Here is a 21,490-nt window from a genome sequence, read left to right as displayed (position 1 = left end):
AATGACTTAGATGGAAAGAGGGGCGGGCTTCTTCTCGGACACCTTCAGGGCCCAGACCAGTGCGGCGGTCACCACCACCAGCACCACCACAGCGGCGATGTTCACGATGGCTCCGAACTGCGGTAGGGCGATCACGATCGCGGCGAGGAAGACATTGAGCAGGGCGGCTTCAAAGAAGATCACCCAGCCGAGGCGCATGAGCTGGTCGTAGCGGAAGCGCGGCACCGTCCAGCGCACCAGGATGAAGAACAAGATGAATGCCACCACCTTCGCCATGAAGACCGCCATGTGGACGAAGCCGCCGATACCGACATCGCCGATCTTCAGGCCCTTGATCCACTCGTCCGCGCCGAAGCCCAAGGACCAGCCACCAAGGAAGAGAGTCACCACCAGCGAGGAGCCGATCACCATCGCGGCGTATTCACCCATGAAGAACATCGCGAACTTCATGGAGGAGTATTCCGTGTGGTAGCCGCCCACGAGTTCCGTTTCGCACTCCGGAAGGTCGAAGGGCATGCGGTTCGTTTCCGCGAAGACCGAGGTCGTGAAGATCACGAAGGCGATCATCGCCGGAATCCAGAAGAGCCACTGGTTGAGAACCTCGGGGTCCTTCCAATAGCCTTCCGTGAAGAAGGCGCCGTGCTCGTTCCAGAGCGGCAGAAGCAGCCAGCCCCGCTGGGCTTGGGCTTCCACGATGTGCGAGAGGTTGAGGTCTCCGTAGAAGAGCAACACCGGCACCACCGAGAGGCCCAGTGCGATCTCGTAGGAGATCATCTGTGCCGTCGAGCGCACGCCGCCGATGAAAGGGAACTTCGAGTTCGAGGACCAGCCGGCGAGGGTAATCCCGTAAACCGCCAGCGAAGAGATCGCGAAGATGAAGAGGGGACCCACGTCCAGATTGGCGATCACCAGCTTCTCGGCATGACCGTTGATCATGATGTCCGAGCCGAAGGGCACCACGCACACTGTCACCAGTGCCGGCACTACGGTCAGCGCCGGGGCCAGCCAGTAGAAAGCCTTGCGCACGTGCGAGGGCGTGAAGTCTTCCTTCAGGAACAGCTTTACCCCGTCCGCCATCGGCTGGATCAGACCGAAGAAGGAGAAGTCCTTCTTAGCGCCAAACCAAGTCAAGGGGACGCCCACCCGGTTTGGACCCACGCGGTCCTGGATGATCGCGGAGAAGCGGCGCTCGAAGTAAACCGAGATCGGCACCAGCGGCAGCACGACCAGGAAGGTCAGGCCGATGACCTTGGCGACGATAATCAGGAGTGTGATCAGGAGGTCCATGAAAAGCAGAAACGGGACTTAGCCGTTGATGAGCCCCGCTGCCTTGCGGGCACGCTCGTTTTCGAGAAGCGGGATCTTCACGCCGGTTTCCACCACGGGCAGACCGAGATCACCGATCTTGGAAAGCGTCAGGCCGCTGAACTCGGGCACGCCCGCGGCCACCGTCTTGAAGAGATCTTCGATCATCGCCGGTCCTGCGGTCGGGGCGGCACCTTGCAGTGCAGCCTTCAGATCGCGGAGAACTTCCCAGTCGTCGCGGGCCTCGGCCGGCGGCTCCACCGCGCGGTTCAGGCGCTGCAGGCGACCGGTGACGTTGACCATCGAGCCGCGCTTCTCGGCAAAGGCCGCTCCGGGGAGTAGCACGTGCGAGGCGTCGGCGGTCGGGCCGGCCAACAATTGGATCGAGGCAATGAAAGCCGGCTTCGCGAGGTCCTCCTTGGAGAACCCGGCCTCGGCCGTCAGTTCTTCGCCGAAGACCAGCAGCGCCTTGATCGAGCCGTTCTGCACACCGCTGCGGATATCCGCCAGCGGGGCGGCCGGATCCTGCGAACCCCACACCAGCTTTGCGCCGGTCGTGTTCGGGTTGCGGTCGGCGGAAATCAGCAGGCCGTCGCTCTCGCCGGAGCGGGGGACCACAGTGAAGGCGCCGGTGCCCAGCTCGGTCGCCAGTTCGCGGACCATGAAGAGCTCTTCATTGGTCATCCGCGCGGAGGCGATGATCGCGATCTCGCTAGGGGCGAAGACCTTCAGATCCTTGGCGGCTGCGGTCAGTGCGTCCTTCCAAGAGACCGGCGTGTGCAAGCCATCGCCCTTGATCATCGGATCGGTAAGGCGCGCCTCGCTGTCGATGTAGTGGAAGTTCAGGCGGTGGGAATCCGGCATCCAAGTCGAATTCACGTCGTCGTTCTGGCGTGGGGTGACCCGGTGCAGCTTGTTGCCGCGGGCCCAGATGGTGATGTTCGCGCCAGTGCCGCAGTTCACGTCGATGCTCTTGGTCTCTTTCAGGAACCAAACCCGCATCTGGAAGCGGAAATCATTGGAGGTCAATGCGCCCACCGGGCAGATGTCGACCGTGTTGAGAGAGTAGTTGGAATCCAGCTTCTTGCCCGGGTGGACCGTCAGCGTGGTGTGCGTGCCGCGCTGGGTGAAGCCCAGCACCGGGTCGCCGGCCACCTCGTCCATGAAGCGGATGCAGCGGCTGCACATGATGCAGCGCTCGTCGTCCAGCCGGACTCGCGGACCGATGTCCACGTTCTTCGGCTTCTTGACCTTCATGTCCACGAAGCGCGAGCCACCGCGGCCATGCTCGACCGAAAACTCCTGCAAGCGGCACTCACCGGCCTGGTCGCAGATCGGGCAGTCCAGCGGGTGATTGATCAGCAGGAACTCCATCACCCCCTCGCGGCACTTGGTGACGATGTCACCCGTGGTGCGGATGCCCATGTTCTCGCTCACCGTGTTCGCGCAGGCGATTACCGGGCGGGGCATCCAGCCGATCGGCAGGTAGCCCTGCTCATCGTAGGTTGGCTCCTGGCCCGGGGCGGGGCGGGGCGGCATACCCATCTGCACCAGGCACATGCGGCAATTGCCCGGCGCGGAAAGCTTCGGGTGGTAGCAGTAGTGTGGGACCTCGTTCTGGGCTAGTTTGCAGGCCTCGATCATCCGCATCCCGCGCGGCACCTGTAGCCAAACGCCATCGATCTGCACATTGACCAAGCCTTTTTCGGCTGCAAGGTCCTTGGGAAGCTTGGCTTCGGCGGTGGCGGCGGTGTCGCTCATGGGGCGTGATATTCCACAGGGCGAACCCCGGGCAGGCGGAATATGAAAAGCTCGGCGGAAAGCGGCAAGCGCACTTTGTGAAAAATTTCACAAAGTCGCTCCACAGCGGGAAGTTTGGCCGCGATGGCGGCAACTTCGATCGCATCCACTCGACCAACCCGACCTCAGGCTGCCGGCGATCCTCTTTTTCCAATGCCCTCAATGCAGATAGGAACAGAGCCTATTTGCTGGATTCCGCAGATATTCCCCTATCTAGTGCGCCGGACTCCGACTTAGATGATGTCTGCACACCCAGTTCCCCCCGCACAGCCTACTTCGCCGCTTCCAGCCGTATTCGGCTCGCTGCTTCTACTCGCCGCCCCGGCAATGGCCCAAGGGCTGCCTCATCTGGTCAAAGATATCAATTCAGGCCCGCCCGTGGACCGCGGCATCAGCTCGCTCTATCAGGTCGGCGAGCGGATCTACTTCTTCGGTTCGGAGTCCAGCCACGGTTCCGAACTCTGGACCTCGGACGGCACCCCCACCGGCACCCGGCTTGTGAAGGACCTCAAGCCCGGGACCAGCTTGAGCGGAATCGGGATGGTCGGGCAGGTGAACGGCATCCTGCTCTTCTACGTGGCGGACGCGGACGTGAAAGGCTTGTGGCGGAGCGACGGCACCGCGGAAGGCACCTTCCAGATCGCTTCACCCCTCGGTGGCAATGGCCTGATCCAGGATGGACTCTACTGGTTCTATGCCGGCCAGGCCGAAGACCAATTGTGGCGCACTGATGGAACCCTCGCGGGGACCTTTGCTGTGACCGCAGCCCCTGCAGCTGCTCGTGCACCCCGTAGCTCGGTCTCCCAACCCTACTATCCGCCTTACGACACGCCTCCGACCTTGAAGCACATCGCCGGCCTCGGAGATGATGTCTACTTCGCGACAAAGGCCGGTCGCCTCCTCAAATCCTCCGGCACTTCGGAGAGCACCTTCGACCTCGGTACTCCATCGGTCGCCATCTTGGATCTGCGTCCCGCGGGGAGCTGGATCTCCACCTTCTGCGACTCCTGGGACTGGCGCGCCTTTCGCGGGAATGAGTTTGTGAAGCTGGTGGAAACACAGACGTGGAGTGATGCCCGCGATGCCGGAGGATGGGCTGACCTTCATTTCGTCGCGCTCCTGAATTCCACAACCTACCGCTGGTGGCTCTGGAGCAGTGACGGCACACCCGCAGGGACCAAGCCTCTCAAGCAACTGCCATACGCGGCCAAGGCGCCCACAGCCTTCGCTGTGCGTGGCCAGAAACTCTATTTCGTCGCGGATGATGAGCGGCTTGGCGCGGAGCCATGGGTTTCAGACGGCAGCCCCGAGGGCACCCACCTTCTCAAGGACATCAACCGCGGGGAATACGGCTCGCAGGTCAGTGGCTTCCACCAACTCGGCAACGAGGTCTACTTCAGCGCCAACGACGGCAAGCAACGACGTCTCTGGAGAACCGATGGCTCGCTCAAGGGGACCAAGCCACTCGCAGGTCAAGCGAAGGGCTTGAATGTATCGAGCATCTCCATCACCCACCAGGATGATAGCCTCTACTTCCCGGCGGTGAAGAACGGTTACTTCGGCCTCTGGCAGCACAACGTGGCCACGCGCAAGAGCAGTGAATTGACCCGCTTGGGCGCCGGCACCGGCAACGCCCTCCAAACCAGCTCCGACTACGGCGACTTCCACATCGTTCCCTTTGGCGACTCTGCCGTCTTCCTCGCGGGTGATGGCCGCAACAATACGCTCTATATCAGTGACGGCACCGCAGCCGGGACCTTGCCGCTCGAAACGGTCCCCAGGAACAGTTGGGGGTGGTCGGCCACCGATCATCTGGTGCTGGGCGACCAGATCCTCTTCCTCAATAAGGAGAAGTCCAGGCTCAGGCGGCGCACCCTCCATGTCAGTGATGGCAGCGCCCGCTCTGCCAAATTGATCCCGGGGATCCCGGCCAAAACCTACCCGGCCTATTTGACCGATATGGTGCGCTCCGGCGAGTGGGCTTACCTGATGGGGGATCGTGAAATCTGGGCCTCCCGCGGCGATGCCCCGGGCACCTTCTCCTTGTTCAAGTCCGACAGTATCGTTTCGACCAGCCTGGTCGCCGGACCCGGCGGAGCCTTCTTCCAAACCACCGATCGCTCCTTGTGGAACGCCGATGCCGAAAGCGGTCAGGTCGCGAGGGTCCGAGATGGCAGCTCATGGCTCTACAAGCCCGAGCACCTCCATCAACTGGGTAATCTCTTGCTCTTCACCGACAACCACGACCTCTGGCGGAGCGACGGCACCAACCAGGGCACGAGCAAGATCAAGGCGCTCGGAGACGGCTACCTCTCGGGCTTCACCGTGTCCGGGGACTTCCTGTGGTTCACGGTGGGCTATGAGCTGTGGCGCAGCGATGGCACGGAAGCCGGCACCTTTGCGGTCGCGACCTTCGGGATCGGAATTGGGGAACTGGGAGCCGGCCTGGAAAACAGTGTGTTCTTCAGCGGCTGGGACGAAAATCACGGCTGGGAGCTCTGGACCAGTGACGGCACGCCGGAAGGAACCCGGCTCCTGAAGGACATCGCCCCAGGTAGCGCCAGATCTTCCAGTCCCGGCTCTTTCGCTTTGGTGGGGGATACGATCTACTTTGCCGCCGAGGATGGCATCCACGGCCGGGAACTGTGGAAGAGTGACGGCAGCGAAGCTGGCACCTTCATGGTTGCCGACCTCACCGGCGACTCAGGCTCCTCGTCCCCGATGCGCTTGGCGCGAGTAGGGGAGCAGCTCTTCTTCGATGCGACCACGGTGCAAACCGGCCGCGAGATCTTCGCCATGGATGTCTCCGCGGACCTTCAGAGCCAGTAGTCGGATCAGAGGGATCAAGCTTGCTCGCTCATCAAGGTTGCCTCCGGGTAGCGAGGTTAAAGTAGGTAATGCGTAAATATACGCATTAAATTTCCCCTCTATCTGCTTCGACTGGAGCCCTTAATATCTTGAGCCCGCCCCCGGTCAGCTTCCAGAACACTCTGAATGCAGGGTGGCTACGCAGATCTCCGTAAATGTTCGCGCTGATGCCGATGTAGGGGAAACCACCAAATATTTCTAGGTTCTCTTTGGCATTGAATAGTTGGCGTCTTTAAGCATTATGACGTTAATGCTACACCCTTCCCCCCGGCGGATTACCCAGCCCCGGGTGTCAGTAATCGTACCGGCGTACAATGCCGAAAAATGGTTGCCTGCCACTTTGGACTCGGTTTGTTCCCAGTCACTTCGCGAAATTGAAATCTTGGTCGTGGACGATGGGTCCACGGACAGCACCCATGAAATTGCTGCGGCCTTTGCCGCCCGTGATCCGAGGGTGATACTCATCCGCCAAGACAATGCTGGCGTCGGCGCGGCTCGCAATCGGGCCATCGCCGCGGCTAGGGGTGATTACATAGCGCCGCTGGATGCGGACGACCTCTGGTATCCCGAGAAGCTCGCCCGTCAGGTGGACTGCATGGAGGCAGGCGGGGATGCGATGGGCTTCGCCTACTGCTGGTCCGAAAAGATCGACGCGGCGGGACGGGTTGTTACCGGCGCTTTCCCCTCGGACTCCCGGGGATCGGTCTTGGCGGACCTCCTGATCCGCAACTTCGTCGGAAATGCCAGCGTGCCGATCTTCCGCGCCACGGCGCTGAAGGAGTGCGGAGCCTATCTTACTCGCGACGAGCAGCATGGCATGCAGGGCTGTGAGGATTGGGAGCTGCTTCTCCGTATCGCTGAGAAATACCAAGTCGGCTTGGTTGCTGAAACCCTGGTGATGTACCGCTTGGCACCCGGCTGCATGAGCATGGACGCGCGCAGCATGGGAGAGTCCTATGAATGTGCGATGACTCAGGTCAGGCAGCGGAATCCGGACTTGGCACCGGAACTGTTCCGGACCTCGGCCGCCAACTTCTACAGTTATCTCGTCGCGAAATCCTGCAATGCCCAAGACCCCTCGGGCTGCCTTTGGGCCTTGGGAAAAGCGCTCCGGGCCGATCCCATGCTGATCGCCAGCCGCAGGATGCGCCGCATGGGCCTCAAGAGCCTGGCGGAGCTAGCGATCATCAAGCTACGCGGGCTTCGTGACAGGAAGCGCTCCCGCCCGATTCCCCAAGGGAAGGGAAAGAAGGAGGACGCGCTCCTCAAGCATCGCCCGGCCGGACCGCTCCTGTAGCGCCACGGTTCTCTCAGTAGATTCAAATGGTGTTTCCGGAACTCCCTGCCGGAACGCCCGAAGCTGTTCCACCCACCCCCCAGACATGTTGTTACCCATTTCCCCGATCGACTATGACATCGTCCACCCAGGCGATCGGCAAGTCGGCGATTCCTACAAGGCCGCACGGGTCTTGGTCCGCTGGGATGGCGTCCCCTTGGGCGTCATTCAGGTTCCCGTCGTTGCCGGCAAGGTTCTGGCTGGCGAGGTTGCCTACCGGATCATGAACCACCTCCAGCCCCGTTTGGGGCGCGAGATGGCGCGCCGGATCCTAATGGGCGAGGATGCTTCCCTGCACGCAGGGGCACCCACACCTGCGCCCGCTGTGCCCACCATCAGCGTGGCCGTCTGCACCCGCGACCGCCCGGACGATATGGACAAGTGCCTCGCAGCGCTGGTCTCGATGCGGGTTCAGCCACTCGAGATCATCGTCGTGGACAATGCCCCGGCGACGGAAGCGACCGAGCGGTTGGTGAAGGACAAGTATCCCCAGTGCCGCTATGTGCGGGAGAATACTCCCGGCCTCGACCACGCCCGGAACCGCGCGATCGTGGAGTCGAAGGGCGAGATCGTCGCTTACACGGATGACGATGTGATGGTCGATTCCGGCTGGGTGGAGGCACTTGGGAAAGTCTTCGCGGAAGATCCCGAGGTCGGACTGGTGACCGGCCTGATTGAGCCCGCCGAACTGGAGACGGAAGCCCAGGCATTGTTCGAGCGCTACGGCGGCTTCGGCCGGGGCTGCGTCAGGAACTATCTGAAGTCGCGGCGCGGCGAGCCGATGCCCTGGAACCTGATCGGGGCAGGTCAGCTCGGCGCGGGCGCGAACATGGCGATCCGCCGCAAACTTTTCGACGAAATCGGCCACTTCGATCCAGCCCTCGATGTGGGTACTCCCACCTTGGGCGGTGGCGATCACGAGATCTTCTTCCGCTGCATCCGCTCCGGGATGGCTTGTCTCTATGAGCCCACCGCGATCGTGAGGCACCGCCACCGCCGCTCGATGCCCGAGCTGCACAAGCTCCTCTACAGTTATGGTCATGCCACCCGCTGCTTCTTCGAGCGCGAGGCGGAAGAGTTCCCCACGGACCAAGCGGCGATCAAGAATCTGTGCCGCTGGTGGTGGAAGTACTGGGCATGGGCACGCTTGGCCCGCGCCCTGTGGTCTCCGGAATGGTTCCCCCGCGATCTGGTCATGGCCGAGATCAAGGGCTACATGAAGGGGAAGGGCGGCTACCGCCGGGCCCGGGAAAAGATCGTGCCGGACGAATCCAAACGTCCCGACAAATTCCTGATCCCTTTCGCTCCCCGCCAAGCCCCGCGGAAGATCGACCGCAGCACCATGGTGAGCGTCGATATCGCCGAACCGCTGCCAACCTTGCACCAAGGACAGGGCAGGGATGCCCTGAACGTCTTCGTGCAGTGGAAGGGTCGTCCGCTTGGTCGCGTCAAGGTTCGCTGCCAGGAGTTCGCGGTGGTGCCATCGCGGCTCGCCGACGAGATCTCCAAGCACCTGTGGTGGGAGGTGGTGACACTCGGCGAACAAAATCCTTCCGTGGCATGGTCGGCCGAGATTGCGCGCTGGCAAGAGCGCTTGAATCCGGCACCGCTGAAGCTCGAAGAAGCGGAGGAGGAAATGGAAGGGGTCTCCATCATGGTGGCCACCTGTGGCCGGCCGGATGATCTCCGGCGCTGTCTTACTTCGCTCCTCGCTTCCGAAACCAAGCGCCGGGTCCAGTACATCGTGGTAGACAATCGCCCGGGCTCCGGCTCGACGAGGGAGCTCCTGAAGGAGTTTCCGGGCGTCGAACTTGTCGAGGAACACAGGCCCGGTTCCTCTTACGCCCGGAATGCCGGTGTGGCCGCGGCCCGTGAGAGAATCGTGGCGATGACCGATGACGACATGGAGGTCTCGCCGCAATGGCTGGAAAATCTCGTGGCGCCACTTTCACGGAATGACGTCTCCGCCGTGACCGGGAATACGCTGCCGGCCAGCCTCGACAGCGAGGCGGAGATGCAGTTCGAGGAATACGGCGGCTTCTGCCGCGGCTACCAACAGCGGGAGTTCGACGAATACTGGTTCCACCGCTGGAAGCGCCGGGCTACGCCGACCTGGCAACTCGGCGGCACCGGCAATTTGGCCTTCCGCCGCAGCCTCTTCGAAGATCCTGCCATCGGCCACTTCGACGAGCGTCTGGGCGCGGGAGTTCCCGCGGGCGTGGGCGAGGATACCCTCTGGTTCTATCAGGTGCTCCGCCGCGGTCATGTGATCGTTTACGAGCCCGCAGCCATGGCATGGCACCACCACCGCGTGACCATGGGTGAGCTGCGCAAGCAGATCATGGCCTACTCAAAGGGTCACGTTGCCTACCACATGCTCACCTATCTCCGCTTCCGCGACAAGCGGGCGCTGGTGAGGCTGGGCTACGAGTTGCCGCAGTCCATGGCATCGCGGCTCTGGGCGAAGGTCCGGGGGCGTGACCGCTATCCGTGGCGTCTTTTGGCGGTGGAGATTGTCGGAATGATGCTCGGCCCGCTTTCCCTGTGGCAAAGCATGCGCCATGTGAGTCGACACGGCACCGGCGCTCGACATGCGTTGATGGAAGTGCCAAATGAGCCGTCCGGGGTTCAACAGGAGCCGTCCGTAGCTAAACCGGCATGAGCTTCGAGCAGACCACCCTGGATCACCCCCAGGCTTCTTCCTCCGCCCGCAAGTGGCGGCACGGTTGGGATGTGCTGACCGTACTTACGCGGCGTGACATCAAGGCCCAGTACAAGCGTTCTTTCCTCGGTTTCGGCTGGGCGCTGGGCGGGCCCTTGCTGCAGGTCATCGTGTTCTCCACCATCTTCAAGGATGCCTTGGGCACGCAGGTCCACTCCTACCCTTGTTACGTCTTCGTGGGGGTCTTGGTCTGGGGCTGGTTTCAGAGTTCGCTCGGTGGCAGCGTGAGCTTGATCACGGGGAATTTCGCCTTGGCACGGCAGCCACGCTTTCCGCTGGCGATGCTGCCCTTCGTGACGGTCAACGTGCGCTTCCTGCACATGGCGATCGCCTTGCCTCTGATGTTCATTCTGCTCTGGTGCAATGGGATCTATCCTACCGTTGCTTGGCTGGCCTTGCCGGGGCTCGCAGTGATCCAGTATCTCCTCTGCGTCGGGCTGGCTTATCCGCTGGCCTCGCTGAACGTGCTGCACCGGGATACCCAGCACATCGTCTCGGTGCTGCTGCAGCTCATGATGTTCGTGACGCCGATCTTCTACAGGATCGAGGTCGTGCCGGAAGCGATGCGCAATTGGTTCTACCTGAACCCGATGGTCAGCATGGTGGCGGCATGGCGAAGCGTCCTGCTGGACGGCGTCTGGCCGGAGGCACAGCCTCTTTGGATCTTAGGTGGAATAGGCCTGTTCTTCCTGGTGCTCGGCCGGAAGATGTTCATCGCCCAAAGCCACCGCTTCGTGGAGGAGATGTAATGGAGTCCAGGATCATTGCCGAAAAAGTCTGCAAGCAGTATCGCCCCACCTCGAAGGGCAGGAGCGCGCGACAGCATGCGTGGGCACTGCATGACGTGAGCTTCAGTGTGGCCCCCGGCGAGATGTTCGGGGTCGTCGGCGCGAATGGGGCGGGGAAGTCCACACTGCTCCGCCTGTTGGGTGGGGTGGGAAGACCCAGCACCGGATCGATCCGCGTGGCTGGCCGGATCGGCGCCCTGCTCGACCTCGCAGGCGGATTCCTCGGCGACCTGACAGGCCGGGAGAATGCCGTGCTTGCGGGCGTGGTGGCCGGTCTGCTGAAGCGGGAGATCGAGGCACGGATGGATCAGATTGTCGCCTTCGCGGAATTGGAAGAGTTCATCGATGAGCCGGTGCGCACCTACAGCACCGGGATGATGATGCGCCTCGCCTTCTCCGTGGCGGTCCACACCGATCCGGAAGTCCTGCTGGTGGATGAGTTCCTCTCCGTCGGTGACCTCGCCTTTCAGGCGAAGTGCCATGCTCGGATCAGGGCTCTGCGCGACGGCGGTTGTGCCATCGTGATGGTGTCCCACGGCATGGAGCAGGTCCGGCAGTTGTGCGACCGCGTCCTCTGGCTGCGCTCCGGCGAAGTGGCAGCCCTCGGCACTGCGGAAGTCGTGGCCGGTCTCTACGAAACCGAGATGCGGGAGGAGACCCTGCGGCGCACGCCGGATGGTCCCAAACGTACCAGCGGCGGGCTGGACCTCGTGCCGCGTGAGAATCGCTTCGGCACCTTTGAGGTCGAACTCGATTCAGTCGTGTTCCATCCCGGCGACATGATCTTCAGCGGTGATGCGCTGGGAGTGACGCTGTGCTATCACGCCAAGGTCCCGGTGAACTCACCGGTATTTGCCGTCTCGATCAGCAAGAAAGACGGCACCCCTTGTCTGGATACGAATACCCACATGGCCCGGGTAGAAGTCCCGGACCTCCGGGAGAAAGGGGAGCGTAGGGAGATTCGTTTCGAGATCGACCGCCTCGAGCTTGCTGCCGGCAACTACTTCCTGGACGTGGGCATCTTCGAGTCCGACTGGAAGCACGCCTACGACTACCACTGGCACGCCTATCCCTTCACCGTGGAAGGCGCACCCGCACACAAGGGACTCTTGGCTCCGCCATGCCGCTGGCAGTTTGGTGGCGGGAAGGGGACCTGAGGTAGCTCTCTTGCTTGTCTCACGGTGCGCGCACGATTGGCTTCGGCCGGGGCGGCATTTGCGGCAGTGGTTGCGGCTGCTTTCCCTTGCGCATATGTTGGACTACTCCCGCTCCGAGCAGAAGTCCTGGGGCCATGATGAGGAGGCCTTTCAGGAGTGATGGCTTGCCGCCGTCCTCCAGCACGACGAAATCCTTGGCGATATTCGGATTGTCCTTCCTGATCTCGAAATCGCGTTTGTCGTTCGAGCTGAGCCCGTATTGCACTAGTCCTCCGATATCCCGGGTGAGGAGGGAGGCCTCCAGGCTTTGCATGACCAAGTCCATGCCCTTTTGCTTGGTCTCCACTTTTCCGTCGTCGCCGAAGCCCTTGGCCTCGTTGATCAATTTCAGTAACTCCGGTGAGCTGCTGTGAAGGACGATGTGGATTGTCTCCTTGCTAGGATCGTTGCCGGGAACCACCACAGGCACATACACATCCTGGGCATCCATCTTGAGAAACCGCGGGGAAAAGTAGATGGCGTGAAGGATATCCAACCGCGCGCCGGTGATCTTCAGCCATTTGGCATCCGGACGGTTCTTGATGTAGTCGGAGAGGGAAACCTCGACGACTTCGCGATGCTTCAAAGCCATGAACACATCCTGCCATCCGAGGGTCACCAGAGCGAAGGACCCAAGCAGGAAAGGTAGAATGCCAAGTTTCATTAAACTATCTCCTTGAAGCGCCAGTCGCTGGTCAAGCCTGATGGCTGAAGACGCCCCCCTGGAAAAGGAAAGGCCGGATCCCCAGCGGGACCCGGCCTTCCGGAAAAACTTCGATCGGATCAGGCGCGGCTGATGTAGCTGCCGTCTTCGGTCTTGATGATCAGCTTCTCGCCCGGGTTGATGAAGAGCGGAACCTGCACCACCAGGCCGGTTTCCATCGTCGCGGCCTTGTAGGCGTTGTTCGCAGAGTCACCCTTCACGCCTTCCGGCGATTCGGCCACCACCATCACCATCGACGGCGGCAGTTCGATGTCAGCCACCAGACCGTCCGCGAAGAGGAGAGTGTAGGTGTTGCCTTCGATGAGGTAGTCGCGAACGGACTCGATGATGTCGTCGTGGATCGCCACGTCATCGAAAGTCTCGTTGTGCAAGAAGTGGTAACCGCCGGAATCCTTGTAGGAATATTCGTGCGGGATGCGCTCGAGTAGCACCGAGTCCATCGAGTCGTTCGAGGTCAGGCGCAGGTTGGAGACCTTCTTGTTGCTGACGCTGCGAATCGACATCACCACGTAGGACGCCATGCGTGGCGGCGTCTTGAGTTCGTGGGAGATCACGACGCAGACGTCGTTGTTGTGACGGACGGCGTGTCCCTTCCGGAGGTTGATTGCGGGCGTGCTGGCCATGGTTGCGGACCGGCGGAATAGGCGCTGAGAGGGCCGGGTGCAAGCGTGGAGTCGAAAAGGAGTGACCCAGCGCCTTCGGACCCGCTGGAAATCAGGTTTGGGGGGCCATGCAACTGCCCGGGGGATCATTATTTTTCCGGCTTCACGACCCGGATGCTCAGGTAGCCCATCTGGCGCTTCTTGCTGTCCCGGTCCACCCGCTGGAGCAGGCAGTCTCCCGCTGGATCTTCCTTTGAATCGGAGGCGCTTCCGTCCGGAATCGTGTAGCTGACCGAATATCCGTGCTCCTCGCTGGGCCCCTTCGCCCAGACCCGGATCTGGAGCCCCTCCGGCCCGTCCTTGAGTCGCGGGCTCACGCCCATGCCCTTGCCCTGGACCACAAGCAGGGTCAAGTGCTTGCAGGGGCCCAAGGGATGCGGGCGTCCTTTGCTTTCGCCGTGCTCGCCAAGTTTGTCGATCTGCAGGAAATAGCCCTCTCCCGGCAGGATGAATTCCGTCGCCGTGACTTTGGTGTCATGGATGTCCCCGAGATCCTTGAGCAGCTCCGGGGGAACGGACTCCAAGCCTCGCCCTTCCAGAGCCACGCAGATTCGGGGTGCGAGGAGGAAAGTCGCGGCGAGAACCATGGTGGCGATTTTGCGGAATCCACGCATGCGATCAGCCTGAATCATGCGGAGGGTCTCGTCACGGGCATTCTCACGAATCCATTTGCTAGGTGAATAGAATCGGCGAAACCTCCGTCATTTCAGTGGCCATGACCTTTCAACGCACCTATCTCCTCGCCCTTTCCGCCGCCCTCGCCGGGATCGCCCACGCCTCTCTAGGCACGGAATCTCTGGTCACCCTCCGACTTACGGAGCAATACACCGTCCCCGGCACCTACGAGAAGGACGATACCGGCCGGATCATCTACCCACGGGTCGCGAACTACGAGAACGAGTGGTCGCGCTTTGATTTCCAAGGGAATCTGGTCCAGGACAATTACGAGTATCAGTCCCGGATGGTCACCGCCCGGCTCGGGAACCGCGAATTCCTCGGCTTCCTCGTCAGCGAGGGCGTGATCTCCAGCGTCAGCGGCTGGTCGCTCAAGGCGATCTACAATGAGGCGAGTTCGATCCCGACCTTTTACATCACACGGCCGGGCTCTGCACCGATCTATGTCGGTAATTACTTCGACATGCAGACTTACGGCGAGGCCAGCGCGGTGAATGCCACCAGCTTCGAGCGCTTCAATACCGCTGGCGATACGATCGCCTCGTCCTTCCGCGACGAGTCCATCACCAAGTCCGAGACCTTCCTGACCTTCTCCACCCAATCGGGAGCGGGCACCGAGGGCTCGACGATGAACGTCCAAGGCATGTGGCAGCACACCCTGTCCCTGCGCCCGGTGCGGGTCGGTAGCGATCTGGAATACCGCTACATCGACGGTGCCGGCTCTCTCTACGCCATCTCGGGCTCGATCGACGACGTGATCCCGGACGGGCAGGGGGGCTTCGACAACTTTCAGTCGATCATTGAAGGGTCTTGGCTCTTCGCCGCCGGCTGGCCGGTCAATGACCTCTCCGCCATCTACCCGCAGGCGGAACCCGCCCCTTGAGAAAGCAAGTAGGTAAGCTCCGGCCGCGATGAATCGACGCACTTTAGCAGCAGCGGGGGGAGTTTGCCTCCTCCTTGCTGCCGGCGGGCTCTTCCTGAATGGCAAGAAGACTGCGGAACCTTCTGCCCAAGTGCAGGAGTCCAAGGTGCATGAAACGCCCGCCAAGCCGGAGCAAAGACCCGACGCTCCGACCTCGCAGTCATCCGCCAAATCTGCCCCGGAGAAGCTGAGCGACGAGCAGCGCACCGCCATTCTCGGCAAGATCGAGGAAGCCTCCGTCACCTACGACCCCAAGGGGCTGCCACTCATCGAGCCCTACCTGCTTCACCCGGATCCGGAAGTCCGCAGCGCTGCCCTGAATGGCATGATCGTGCTCGGCGAATCCGGTGCGGCACCCATGCTGCGTGAGGCGTCGAAAAGGGCTCCCACACCCAAAGAGGCCGTCGCCTTGGAAGAAACCGCAGCCTATCTCGAATTGCCTTCCGGCACCTTCGTCACCAAAGACCGGACCGCCCCGGGCAGCCGCGTCCCGAATAAGGGAGACGCCGCCGAACGCTCGCGCCCCAAGCTGGGCCCGAAGCCCAAGACTGAAGTGTCCCCGCCGCCTGGTCCTCAGAAAACCGCACCGGCGTCTCCACCAGACGAATCTCAATAGGGAGCGTCTCCCGATCCTGAAAGGATCGCAGCGCCCTACTTCAAGTCATCAGGGTTCAAGATCCAGCGCCGCGTTCCCACTCCCATCCATCAAGAAGGGCACAGACTCGTGCACATGGGCGATCTTCCACGCGTCTCCGATCTTCTCGAATCCCATCGTAAGGCGGAACCATAGATCCGTCTCCTTGCCGTCCGTCTTCCTTCCACTCAGGTGATTGAGCGCATGCGCCCAGCCGACATCTCCACTTGCGTGGACCTTCAAATCGCGGACCTCATATCCTAGCGGTCCCTCAAAGCTCGCGAACCAATCCCTCAAGTTCTTCCGCAAGTCCTCCTCAGCCACCAGCGGAGGGGCGAGGTAGAACCCGACAGGCTCATCCACGAAGAGCCCGGCCACTGCCTCCACATCCATCCGGCGCAATCCCTCCGCCCAAGCATCGATCACCGCAGCGATCTCCGCGCCGCTCGCTCCAGCACCGGTCTCGCTGCCGAAGTAAACCTGCACGTGCGTGATCTGGTCCCCGCGGAAGCTGAAGACCTCAGTGTTCCGGAACTCGGTTCCGCCCTTGGCCTTGGCTTGGTAGCTAACTACCACATCATCGCCGTCTTCAACCAGCCTCTCGATCTTGAATGAATCCAAGTGCTCGCTGTTAGGCCAGCACCGCGCGAAGTACCGTTCACGGTCGATATCGTCATCAAGCGGACTCCCAAAGGTGAAGTCCTCGCTTAGCAGCGGTTCAATCAAACTGCGGTCCTTCTTCTCATACGCTTCATAGCAGCGTCGCACCATGGCGCCGTGATCCGCTGCTTTAGGCCTGCCGGCTTTGGTTGTGGGAGCAGTGGTCGTTTTCATGGGCTCGGTCCTCGCGGATACCGTGCCACATTATCCCATGACTTGCCGCGATTCCCCGAAGTCTCCAAGCTCGAACGCCTTGTGCGGCTTTCTCCGCCAAAACCGGCACGCATAAAAGCCAAGGGCTGCTTGCGATCTGCAAGCAGCCCCGGCTTTTGATTCTAGCGATATGCGCCGCGCTTGCTCAGCGCGTGCCCGCCGCCTCGTGCTGCTCTTCCGCAGCTTCCAGCGCGGCCCGCTCCTTGGCGATTACACGGACGAACTTCTTCAGGCTGCCCGCCCAGTCTTCCAGCAGCGCTTTCGCGTGCGGGCTGCCGGTCTTCTCGGCGTGCTCGGTGATGAGCTTCTTCAATTCCGCGAGGTCCTGCGCGCGCTGCACCGGCAGCGGCACGACCATCTCAGGGTTGATCCGCGAGTAGAAGCGGCCGTCCACGTCATAGACGAAGGCGGTGCCGCCCGACATGCCCGCGCCGAAGTTCTTGCCGGTCTTGCCGAGGATCACCGCGGTGCCGTTGGTCATATACTCGCAGCCGTGGTCGCCGACGCCTTCCACCACCGTGGTGGCACCGGAGTTGCGCACCGCGAAGCGTTCGCCCGCACGGCCATTGGCATAGAGGTAACCGCCGGTCGCACCGTAGAGAGCGGTGTTGCCCAAGATGGTGTTCACCGCCGGGTTGAACTTCGCGTCAGGGGAGACCTTGATCACGATCTCGCCCGCAGCCATGCCCTTGCCGACATAGTCGTTGGCCTCGCCAGTCAGCTCGATCTTCACGCCGGACACCAGGAAGGTGCCGAGCGATTGACCGGCCGAGCCGCGCAGCTTGAGCGTCACCGCCGTGTGGCCGTTGAAACCACGGTCGCCGTGGATCTCAGCGATACGTCCCGAGAGGCGCGTGCCGATGTTGCGGTCGGTATTCACCACATCGTAGCTCAGCTCGACAGGTTGACGGTCAGGCAGCGCCATGATGGCCGCAGTAATCGAATCCGGCGTCGCGTTCGGACCATACTCTGGAGTTTCCGCGGATACCTCGCCGGTACCGAGTTCCTTCGCCAAGTCACGCAGCACGACGACGTCGAGCGGGCCCTTGGAAATGCCATCGTTGCGCTCCTTCTTGCAGATCCGCGAGATCGAGGCTTCCTCGACACCCTGATGCTTGGCCAGTTCCGGAATCACGTCCTTCAGGATCGGCGCGAGGTCGATCAGGTTCGCCTTTGGATGTTCCGGCACGTGGCGTTGCTTGAGGTATTCCGGACGGCCGATCAGCTCATCCATGGTGCGCACGCCGAGCTTGGCCATGATTCCACGCGCTTCGTGGGCCACGCCGTTGAAGAAATTGATCACCATCTCCGGCGTCCCCTTGAACTTCGCTCGGAACTTCGGATCGGTCGTCGCGATCCCCACCGGGCAGTTGTTCAAGTGGCACTTGCGGACATACACGCAGCCCATCGCGATCATCGCGATGGTGCCGAAATTGTATTCCTCCGCACCCAGGGCCGCTGCGATCACGATGTCCTTGCCATTCCGCAGGCCACCGTCCGTGCGGACGATCACGCGGTCGCGCAGGTTGTTGAGCAGCAGCGTTTGCTGAGCCTCTGCCAGGCCAAGCTCCCACGGCGAACCGGCGTGCTTGGTGGAGGAGAGGGGAGATGCGCCCGTGCCACCATCGTGACCGGAAATCAGGATCGTGTCCGCGCTGGCCTTCGCCACGCCGGCCGCCACCGTGCCCACGCCGGTCTCGGCGACGAGCTTCACGGTCACCCGTGCCCGCGGATTCACTTCCTTCAGGTCGTGGATCAGCTGGGCGAGGTCCTCGATACTATAGATATCGTGGTGCGGCGGCGGCGAGATGAGCTGCACACCGGGTTGCGTGTGACGCAGGCGGGCAATCAGTGCATTCACCTTCTGGCCGGGAAGCTGGCCACCTTCGCCGGGCTTCGCACCCTGCGCCATCTTGATCTCCAGCTCGTCGGCATTGACCAGATAGTGCGCGGAAACACCGAAGCGTCCCGAGGCGACCTGCTTGATCCAAGAACGCGCGAAGTCACCGTTCGGATAGGGCTTGAAGCGCACCGAATCCTCACCGCCTTCGCCGGAGTCGGACTTGCCGCCGATCCGGTTCATCGCGATCGCCAGGGTCTCGTGCGCTTCCGGCGACAGTGCGCCGAGCGACATTGCCGCCGTGGTGAAGCGCCGGCGGATGCTCTCCACCGATTCCACTTCCTCAATCGGGATCGGACCCGATGCCGACGGGACAAACTCGAAGAGGTCCTTGATCGCCACCGGCTTGGTCTCCAGCGAGACCTTCACGTAGTCGTCATAGTCCTCTTCCTTGCCGCTCTTCACGAAGGTGTGGAAGTTCTTGATGACATCCGTGGTCCAGGCATGGCGCTCACCGGACTTGCGGTAGCGGTTGTAGCCCGGATCGCCGAGATCCAGCGTTTCGCCGGCCGGCACTTCCGTCTTGAAGGCCGCCTGGTGACGGATCAGCGACTCCTCCGCGATCTCCGCAAAGCTGATGCCACCGACCTTCGACTGCACGCCGGTGAAGGCGAAGTCCACCACATCCTTGCCGATGCCGATGGCCTCGAAGATCTGCGCGCCTTGATACGAGTTGAGCACCGAGATGCCCATCTTCGACATGATCTTCAGCACGCCCTTCTCGAGCGCCTTCGCGTAGTTGGCCATCGCCTTCTCCACGCTGATCCCGTCGAGCTTGCCCTTGCCTGCATCCGCGGCCACCAACTGGCGCACCGTCGCGAAGCCGAGGTAAGGACACACCGCCGTGGCGCCGAAACCGAAGGCACAGGAAATCTGGTGCGTGTCGCGCACTTCACCGGACTCAAGGATCAGCGAGCAACGCATCCGCTTGCGGATCCGGTTCAGGTGATGGTGCACAGCGCCGGTCGCTAGGATCGCAGGGATCGGCACGCGCTCAGCGGTCGCACGGCGGTCCGAAAGGATCACGATGCTCACGCCCTTGTCCACCGCACCCTCGACCTCCTTGCAGAGTTCATCGAGGCGCTCCTTCAGGCCGGCATTGCCAGCCGAGACCGGCCAAGTGATATCCAGCACCGCGGCCGGGAAGCCCTCGTCGTGCAGATGCTTCAGGCGATCCACCTGGTGCTCGAAAAGCACTGCGGACTCCAAGTTGATGATCTTGCAGTGCTCTGCCGTCTCATCGAGCAGGTTGCGCTCGGGGCCGAGGCCCGCGGATGCACTCATCACCGCCCATTCGCGGATCGGGTCGATCGGCGGGTTGGTGACCTGCGCGAAGCGCTGCTTGAAGTAGGTGAACAGCAAGCGCGGATAGGTCGACAATACCGCCAGCGGGATGTCATCACCCATCGAGAACACCGCTTCCTGGGCGCCCTTGATCATCGGCGGGAAGACCATGTCCAGTTCCTCCAGCGAAATGCCGTGGGTGACCTGCTGGCGCGACAGCGCGAGTGTGTTGAAGTCCTCCGCGGGAGCCAGCGCTTCCGGCGAGCAGAACTTGCGCAACTCCAAGCGATTCTCGTCGATCCACTGGCGGTAAGGCTTGGTCTTCGCCAGTGCCTCCTTGATCTCTCGGTCGTTCTTCACCTGTCCGGTGGAGGTATCCACGGAGAACATCTGGCCGGGGCCAAGGCGGCCCTTCCGGATCACCTTCGCGTCGTCGATGATCACCGCACCCGCTTCGGAGCCGATGTAGAGCAGACCATCTTCCGTCAGCTTGTAGCGCGAGGGCCGCAGGCCATTCCGGTCGAGCGAAGCGCAAAGCTTCGTGCCGTCGGTATAGACCAAGCCCGCGGGGCCGTCCCACGGCTCGGAGAAGGAGCGGATGAACTGATAGAAGGCGCGTAGATCGTCGGAAATATCCTCGTCGTTGCGATAGGCTGGCGGCACCAGCATGCACATCGCGTGCTCCAGGGAGCGGCCGGACAGCACCAGCGCCTCCAGCGCGTGGTCGAGCGAGGCGGAGTCCGACTCGTGCTCGTTCATCAGGTCGTGCAGCAGCTTGATGTCCACATCGCCCCAGATCGGGTGCGAGAAGAACTCCTCACGCGAAGCCATCCAGTTGCGGTTGCCTTCCACCGTGTTGATTTCGCCGTTGTGGCACATCATCCGGAAGGGCTGGCCGAGCGGCCATGCCGGGAAGGTATTCGTCGAGAAGCGCTGGTGATACAGCGAGATCGCGGTCTCGAAATCCGAGTCCTGCAAGTCGCCGTAGAAGGCGCGCAACGCTGCCGGCATCGCCAGACCCTTGTAGGAGATCAGGCGGCTGGAGAAGGTCGGCATGTAGAAGCCGTTCAGACCCTTCGTCTTGCGCTCGATCTCACGGCGGCAGAGGAAAAGCTGGCGCTCGAAATGATCACCGTCCCAAGCAGCGGGCTTGAGCAGCAGCAGGTGCTCGATGTGCGGCCGGCTGACCAAGGCGATCTTGCCCAGTGCGTCCGGGTCCACCGGCACTTCACGCCAACCGATCACCGTGATGCCGCGCTTGGCGACCACTTCTTCAGCCAGTGACTTCAGTTGCTTCTGCCCGGCGGCATCGTTCAGCGGCAGGAAGAACACTGCCACGGCGAGGTCGCTGTCATTCTCCAGGGTCGTGCCGAGCTTCGCGGCCGCCTTGCGGAAAATCGGGTAGGGGATCTGCGAGAGGATGCCGGATCCGTCACCGGTCTTCATGTCGGCATCCACGGCCCCGCGGTGGGTCATGTTGCAGACCGAAGTGAGGGCCATGTCTATGACCTCGAAAGAGCGTTTGCCGTGGATCTGGGCGATGGCGCCCATGCCGCAATTATCGCGTTCGGCAGAGAGGCGGTGCAGGGACCCGGGGACCAGCGGCGTGCTCGGATGGTAATATGGATTCATCGCAGGGATTGGCAAAAGTTGCCAGTCCCGCGGTGCCGCGCTCTCAAATCAGCGCGGAAGGGCGAACCACCGCGGGGGCGGGAATAAAGGGCAGCTTTGGTGCCATGCCAAGCAGGATTTATGCCCCGCTCTGTCACCCGCCACCCAATTGGGTGGCCAAGGTGTCAAA

At 62.0% G+C, this 21,490-nt stretch carries 14 protein-coding genes; 7 read left to right on the top strand and 7 right to left on the bottom strand.

The window, feature by feature from the left end:
- Positions 1-6 precede the first annotated feature (6 nt).
- Positions 7-1,287 carry a complex I subunit 1 family protein gene (locus BV071_RS02100; RefSeq protein ID WP_035601369.1) on the bottom strand — a complete coding sequence of 427 codons (1,281 nt, stop codon included), beginning with the start codon at positions 1,285-1,287 and terminating at the stop codon, positions 7-9.
- 18 nt (positions 1,288-1,305) lie between these two features.
- Positions 1,306-3,066, bottom strand: coding sequence for a molybdopterin-dependent oxidoreductase (locus BV071_RS02095; RefSeq protein WP_035601367.1), 1,761 nt, complete (start codon positions 3,064-3,066; stop codon positions 1,306-1,308).
- 417 nt (positions 3,067-3,483) lie between these two features.
- On the opposite strand from BV071_RS02095, the gene BV071_RS02090 reads away from it, so the two are divergent.
- From BV071_RS02090 to BV071_RS02070, 5 genes are all read left to right on the top strand, one after another.
- Positions 3,484-5,934: an ELWxxDGT repeat protein gene (locus BV071_RS02090; RefSeq protein ID WP_265593963.1), complete on the top strand. Its 2,451-nt coding sequence runs from the start codon at positions 3,484-3,486 to the stop codon at positions 5,932-5,934.
- A gap of 280 nt (positions 5,935-6,214) precedes the next feature.
- Positions 6,215-7,270, top strand: coding sequence for a glycosyltransferase (locus BV071_RS02085; protein ID WP_081885728.1), 1,056 nt, complete (start codon positions 6,215-6,217; stop codon positions 7,268-7,270).
- Positions 7,271-7,355: 85 nt separating this feature from the next.
- Positions 7,356-9,971, top strand: coding sequence for a glycosyltransferase (locus BV071_RS02080; RefSeq protein ID WP_035601364.1), 2,616 nt, complete (start codon positions 7,356-7,358; stop codon positions 9,969-9,971).
- Positions 9,968-10,780 (top strand): ABC transporter permease, encoded by an 813-nt coding sequence (locus BV071_RS02075; RefSeq protein ID WP_052572766.1) that lies wholly within the window; start codon positions 9,968-9,970, stop codon positions 10,778-10,780. The genes BV071_RS02080 and BV071_RS02075 overlap by 4 nt, the downstream gene beginning before the upstream one ends.
- On the top strand, positions 10,780-11,976 hold the full coding sequence (locus BV071_RS02070) for an ABC transporter ATP-binding protein (RefSeq protein WP_035601362.1): 1,197 nt from the start codon (positions 10,780-10,782) through the stop codon (positions 11,974-11,976). Before BV071_RS02075 ends, BV071_RS02070 begins: the two co-directional genes overlap by 1 nt.
- Before the next feature lie 19 nt (positions 11,977-11,995).
- Here the strand turns inward: BV071_RS02070 and BV071_RS02065 are convergent, their stop codons facing one another.
- The 3 genes from BV071_RS02065 to BV071_RS02055 all read right to left on the bottom strand — a co-directional run bounded on the left by BV071_RS02065 (position 11,996) and on the right by BV071_RS02055 (position 14,015).
- Positions 11,996-12,679 (bottom strand): hypothetical protein, encoded by a 684-nt coding sequence (locus BV071_RS02065; protein ID WP_035601360.1) that lies wholly within the window; start codon positions 12,677-12,679, stop codon positions 11,996-11,998.
- Between the two features lie 119 nt (positions 12,680-12,798).
- Positions 12,799-13,362: an elongation factor P gene (locus tag BV071_RS02060; RefSeq protein WP_035601357.1), complete on the bottom strand. Its 564-nt coding sequence runs from the start codon at positions 13,360-13,362 to the stop codon at positions 12,799-12,801.
- A 128-nt stretch (positions 13,363-13,490) separates the two neighbouring features.
- Positions 13,491-14,015 (bottom strand): hypothetical protein, encoded by a 525-nt coding sequence (locus BV071_RS02055; RefSeq protein WP_265593961.1) that lies wholly within the window; start codon positions 14,013-14,015, stop codon positions 13,491-13,493.
- A 101-nt stretch (positions 14,016-14,116) separates the two neighbouring features.
- Here BV071_RS02055 and BV071_RS02050 point away from each other — a divergent pair, with 101 nt between their 5' ends.
- Both BV071_RS02050 and BV071_RS02045 read left to right on the top strand, forming a co-directional pair.
- Positions 14,117-14,959: a hypothetical protein gene (locus BV071_RS02050; RefSeq protein WP_035601353.1), complete on the top strand. Its 843-nt coding sequence runs from the start codon at positions 14,117-14,119 to the stop codon at positions 14,957-14,959.
- A 28-nt stretch (positions 14,960-14,987) separates the two neighbouring features.
- On the top strand, positions 14,988-15,614 hold the full coding sequence (locus BV071_RS02045; protein WP_035601352.1) for a HEAT repeat domain-containing protein: 627 nt from the start codon (positions 14,988-14,990) through the stop codon (positions 15,612-15,614).
- A gap of 48 nt (positions 15,615-15,662) precedes the next feature.
- On the opposite strand, the gene BV071_RS35080 is transcribed toward BV071_RS02045, so the two are convergent.
- Positions 15,663-16,466 (bottom strand): nuclear transport factor 2 family protein, encoded by an 804-nt coding sequence (locus tag BV071_RS35080; protein ID WP_265593960.1) that lies wholly within the window; start codon positions 16,464-16,466, stop codon positions 15,663-15,665.
- 184 nt (positions 16,467-16,650) lie between these two features.
- Positions 16,651-21,321, bottom strand: coding sequence for a glutamate synthase large subunit (gene gltB, locus BV071_RS02035; RefSeq protein ID WP_052572765.1), 4,671 nt, complete (start codon positions 21,319-21,321; stop codon positions 16,651-16,653).
- Between the last annotated feature and the right edge of the window lie 169 nt (positions 21,322-21,490).

The organism is Haloferula sp. BvORR071 (assembly GCF_000739615.1).
Lineage (GTDB): Bacteria > Verrucomicrobiota > Verrucomicrobiia > Verrucomicrobiales > Akkermansiaceae > Haloferula.
Note: the sequence above shows the minus strand (reverse complement) of the source record. Positions and strands in the feature narration are given on the sequence as shown.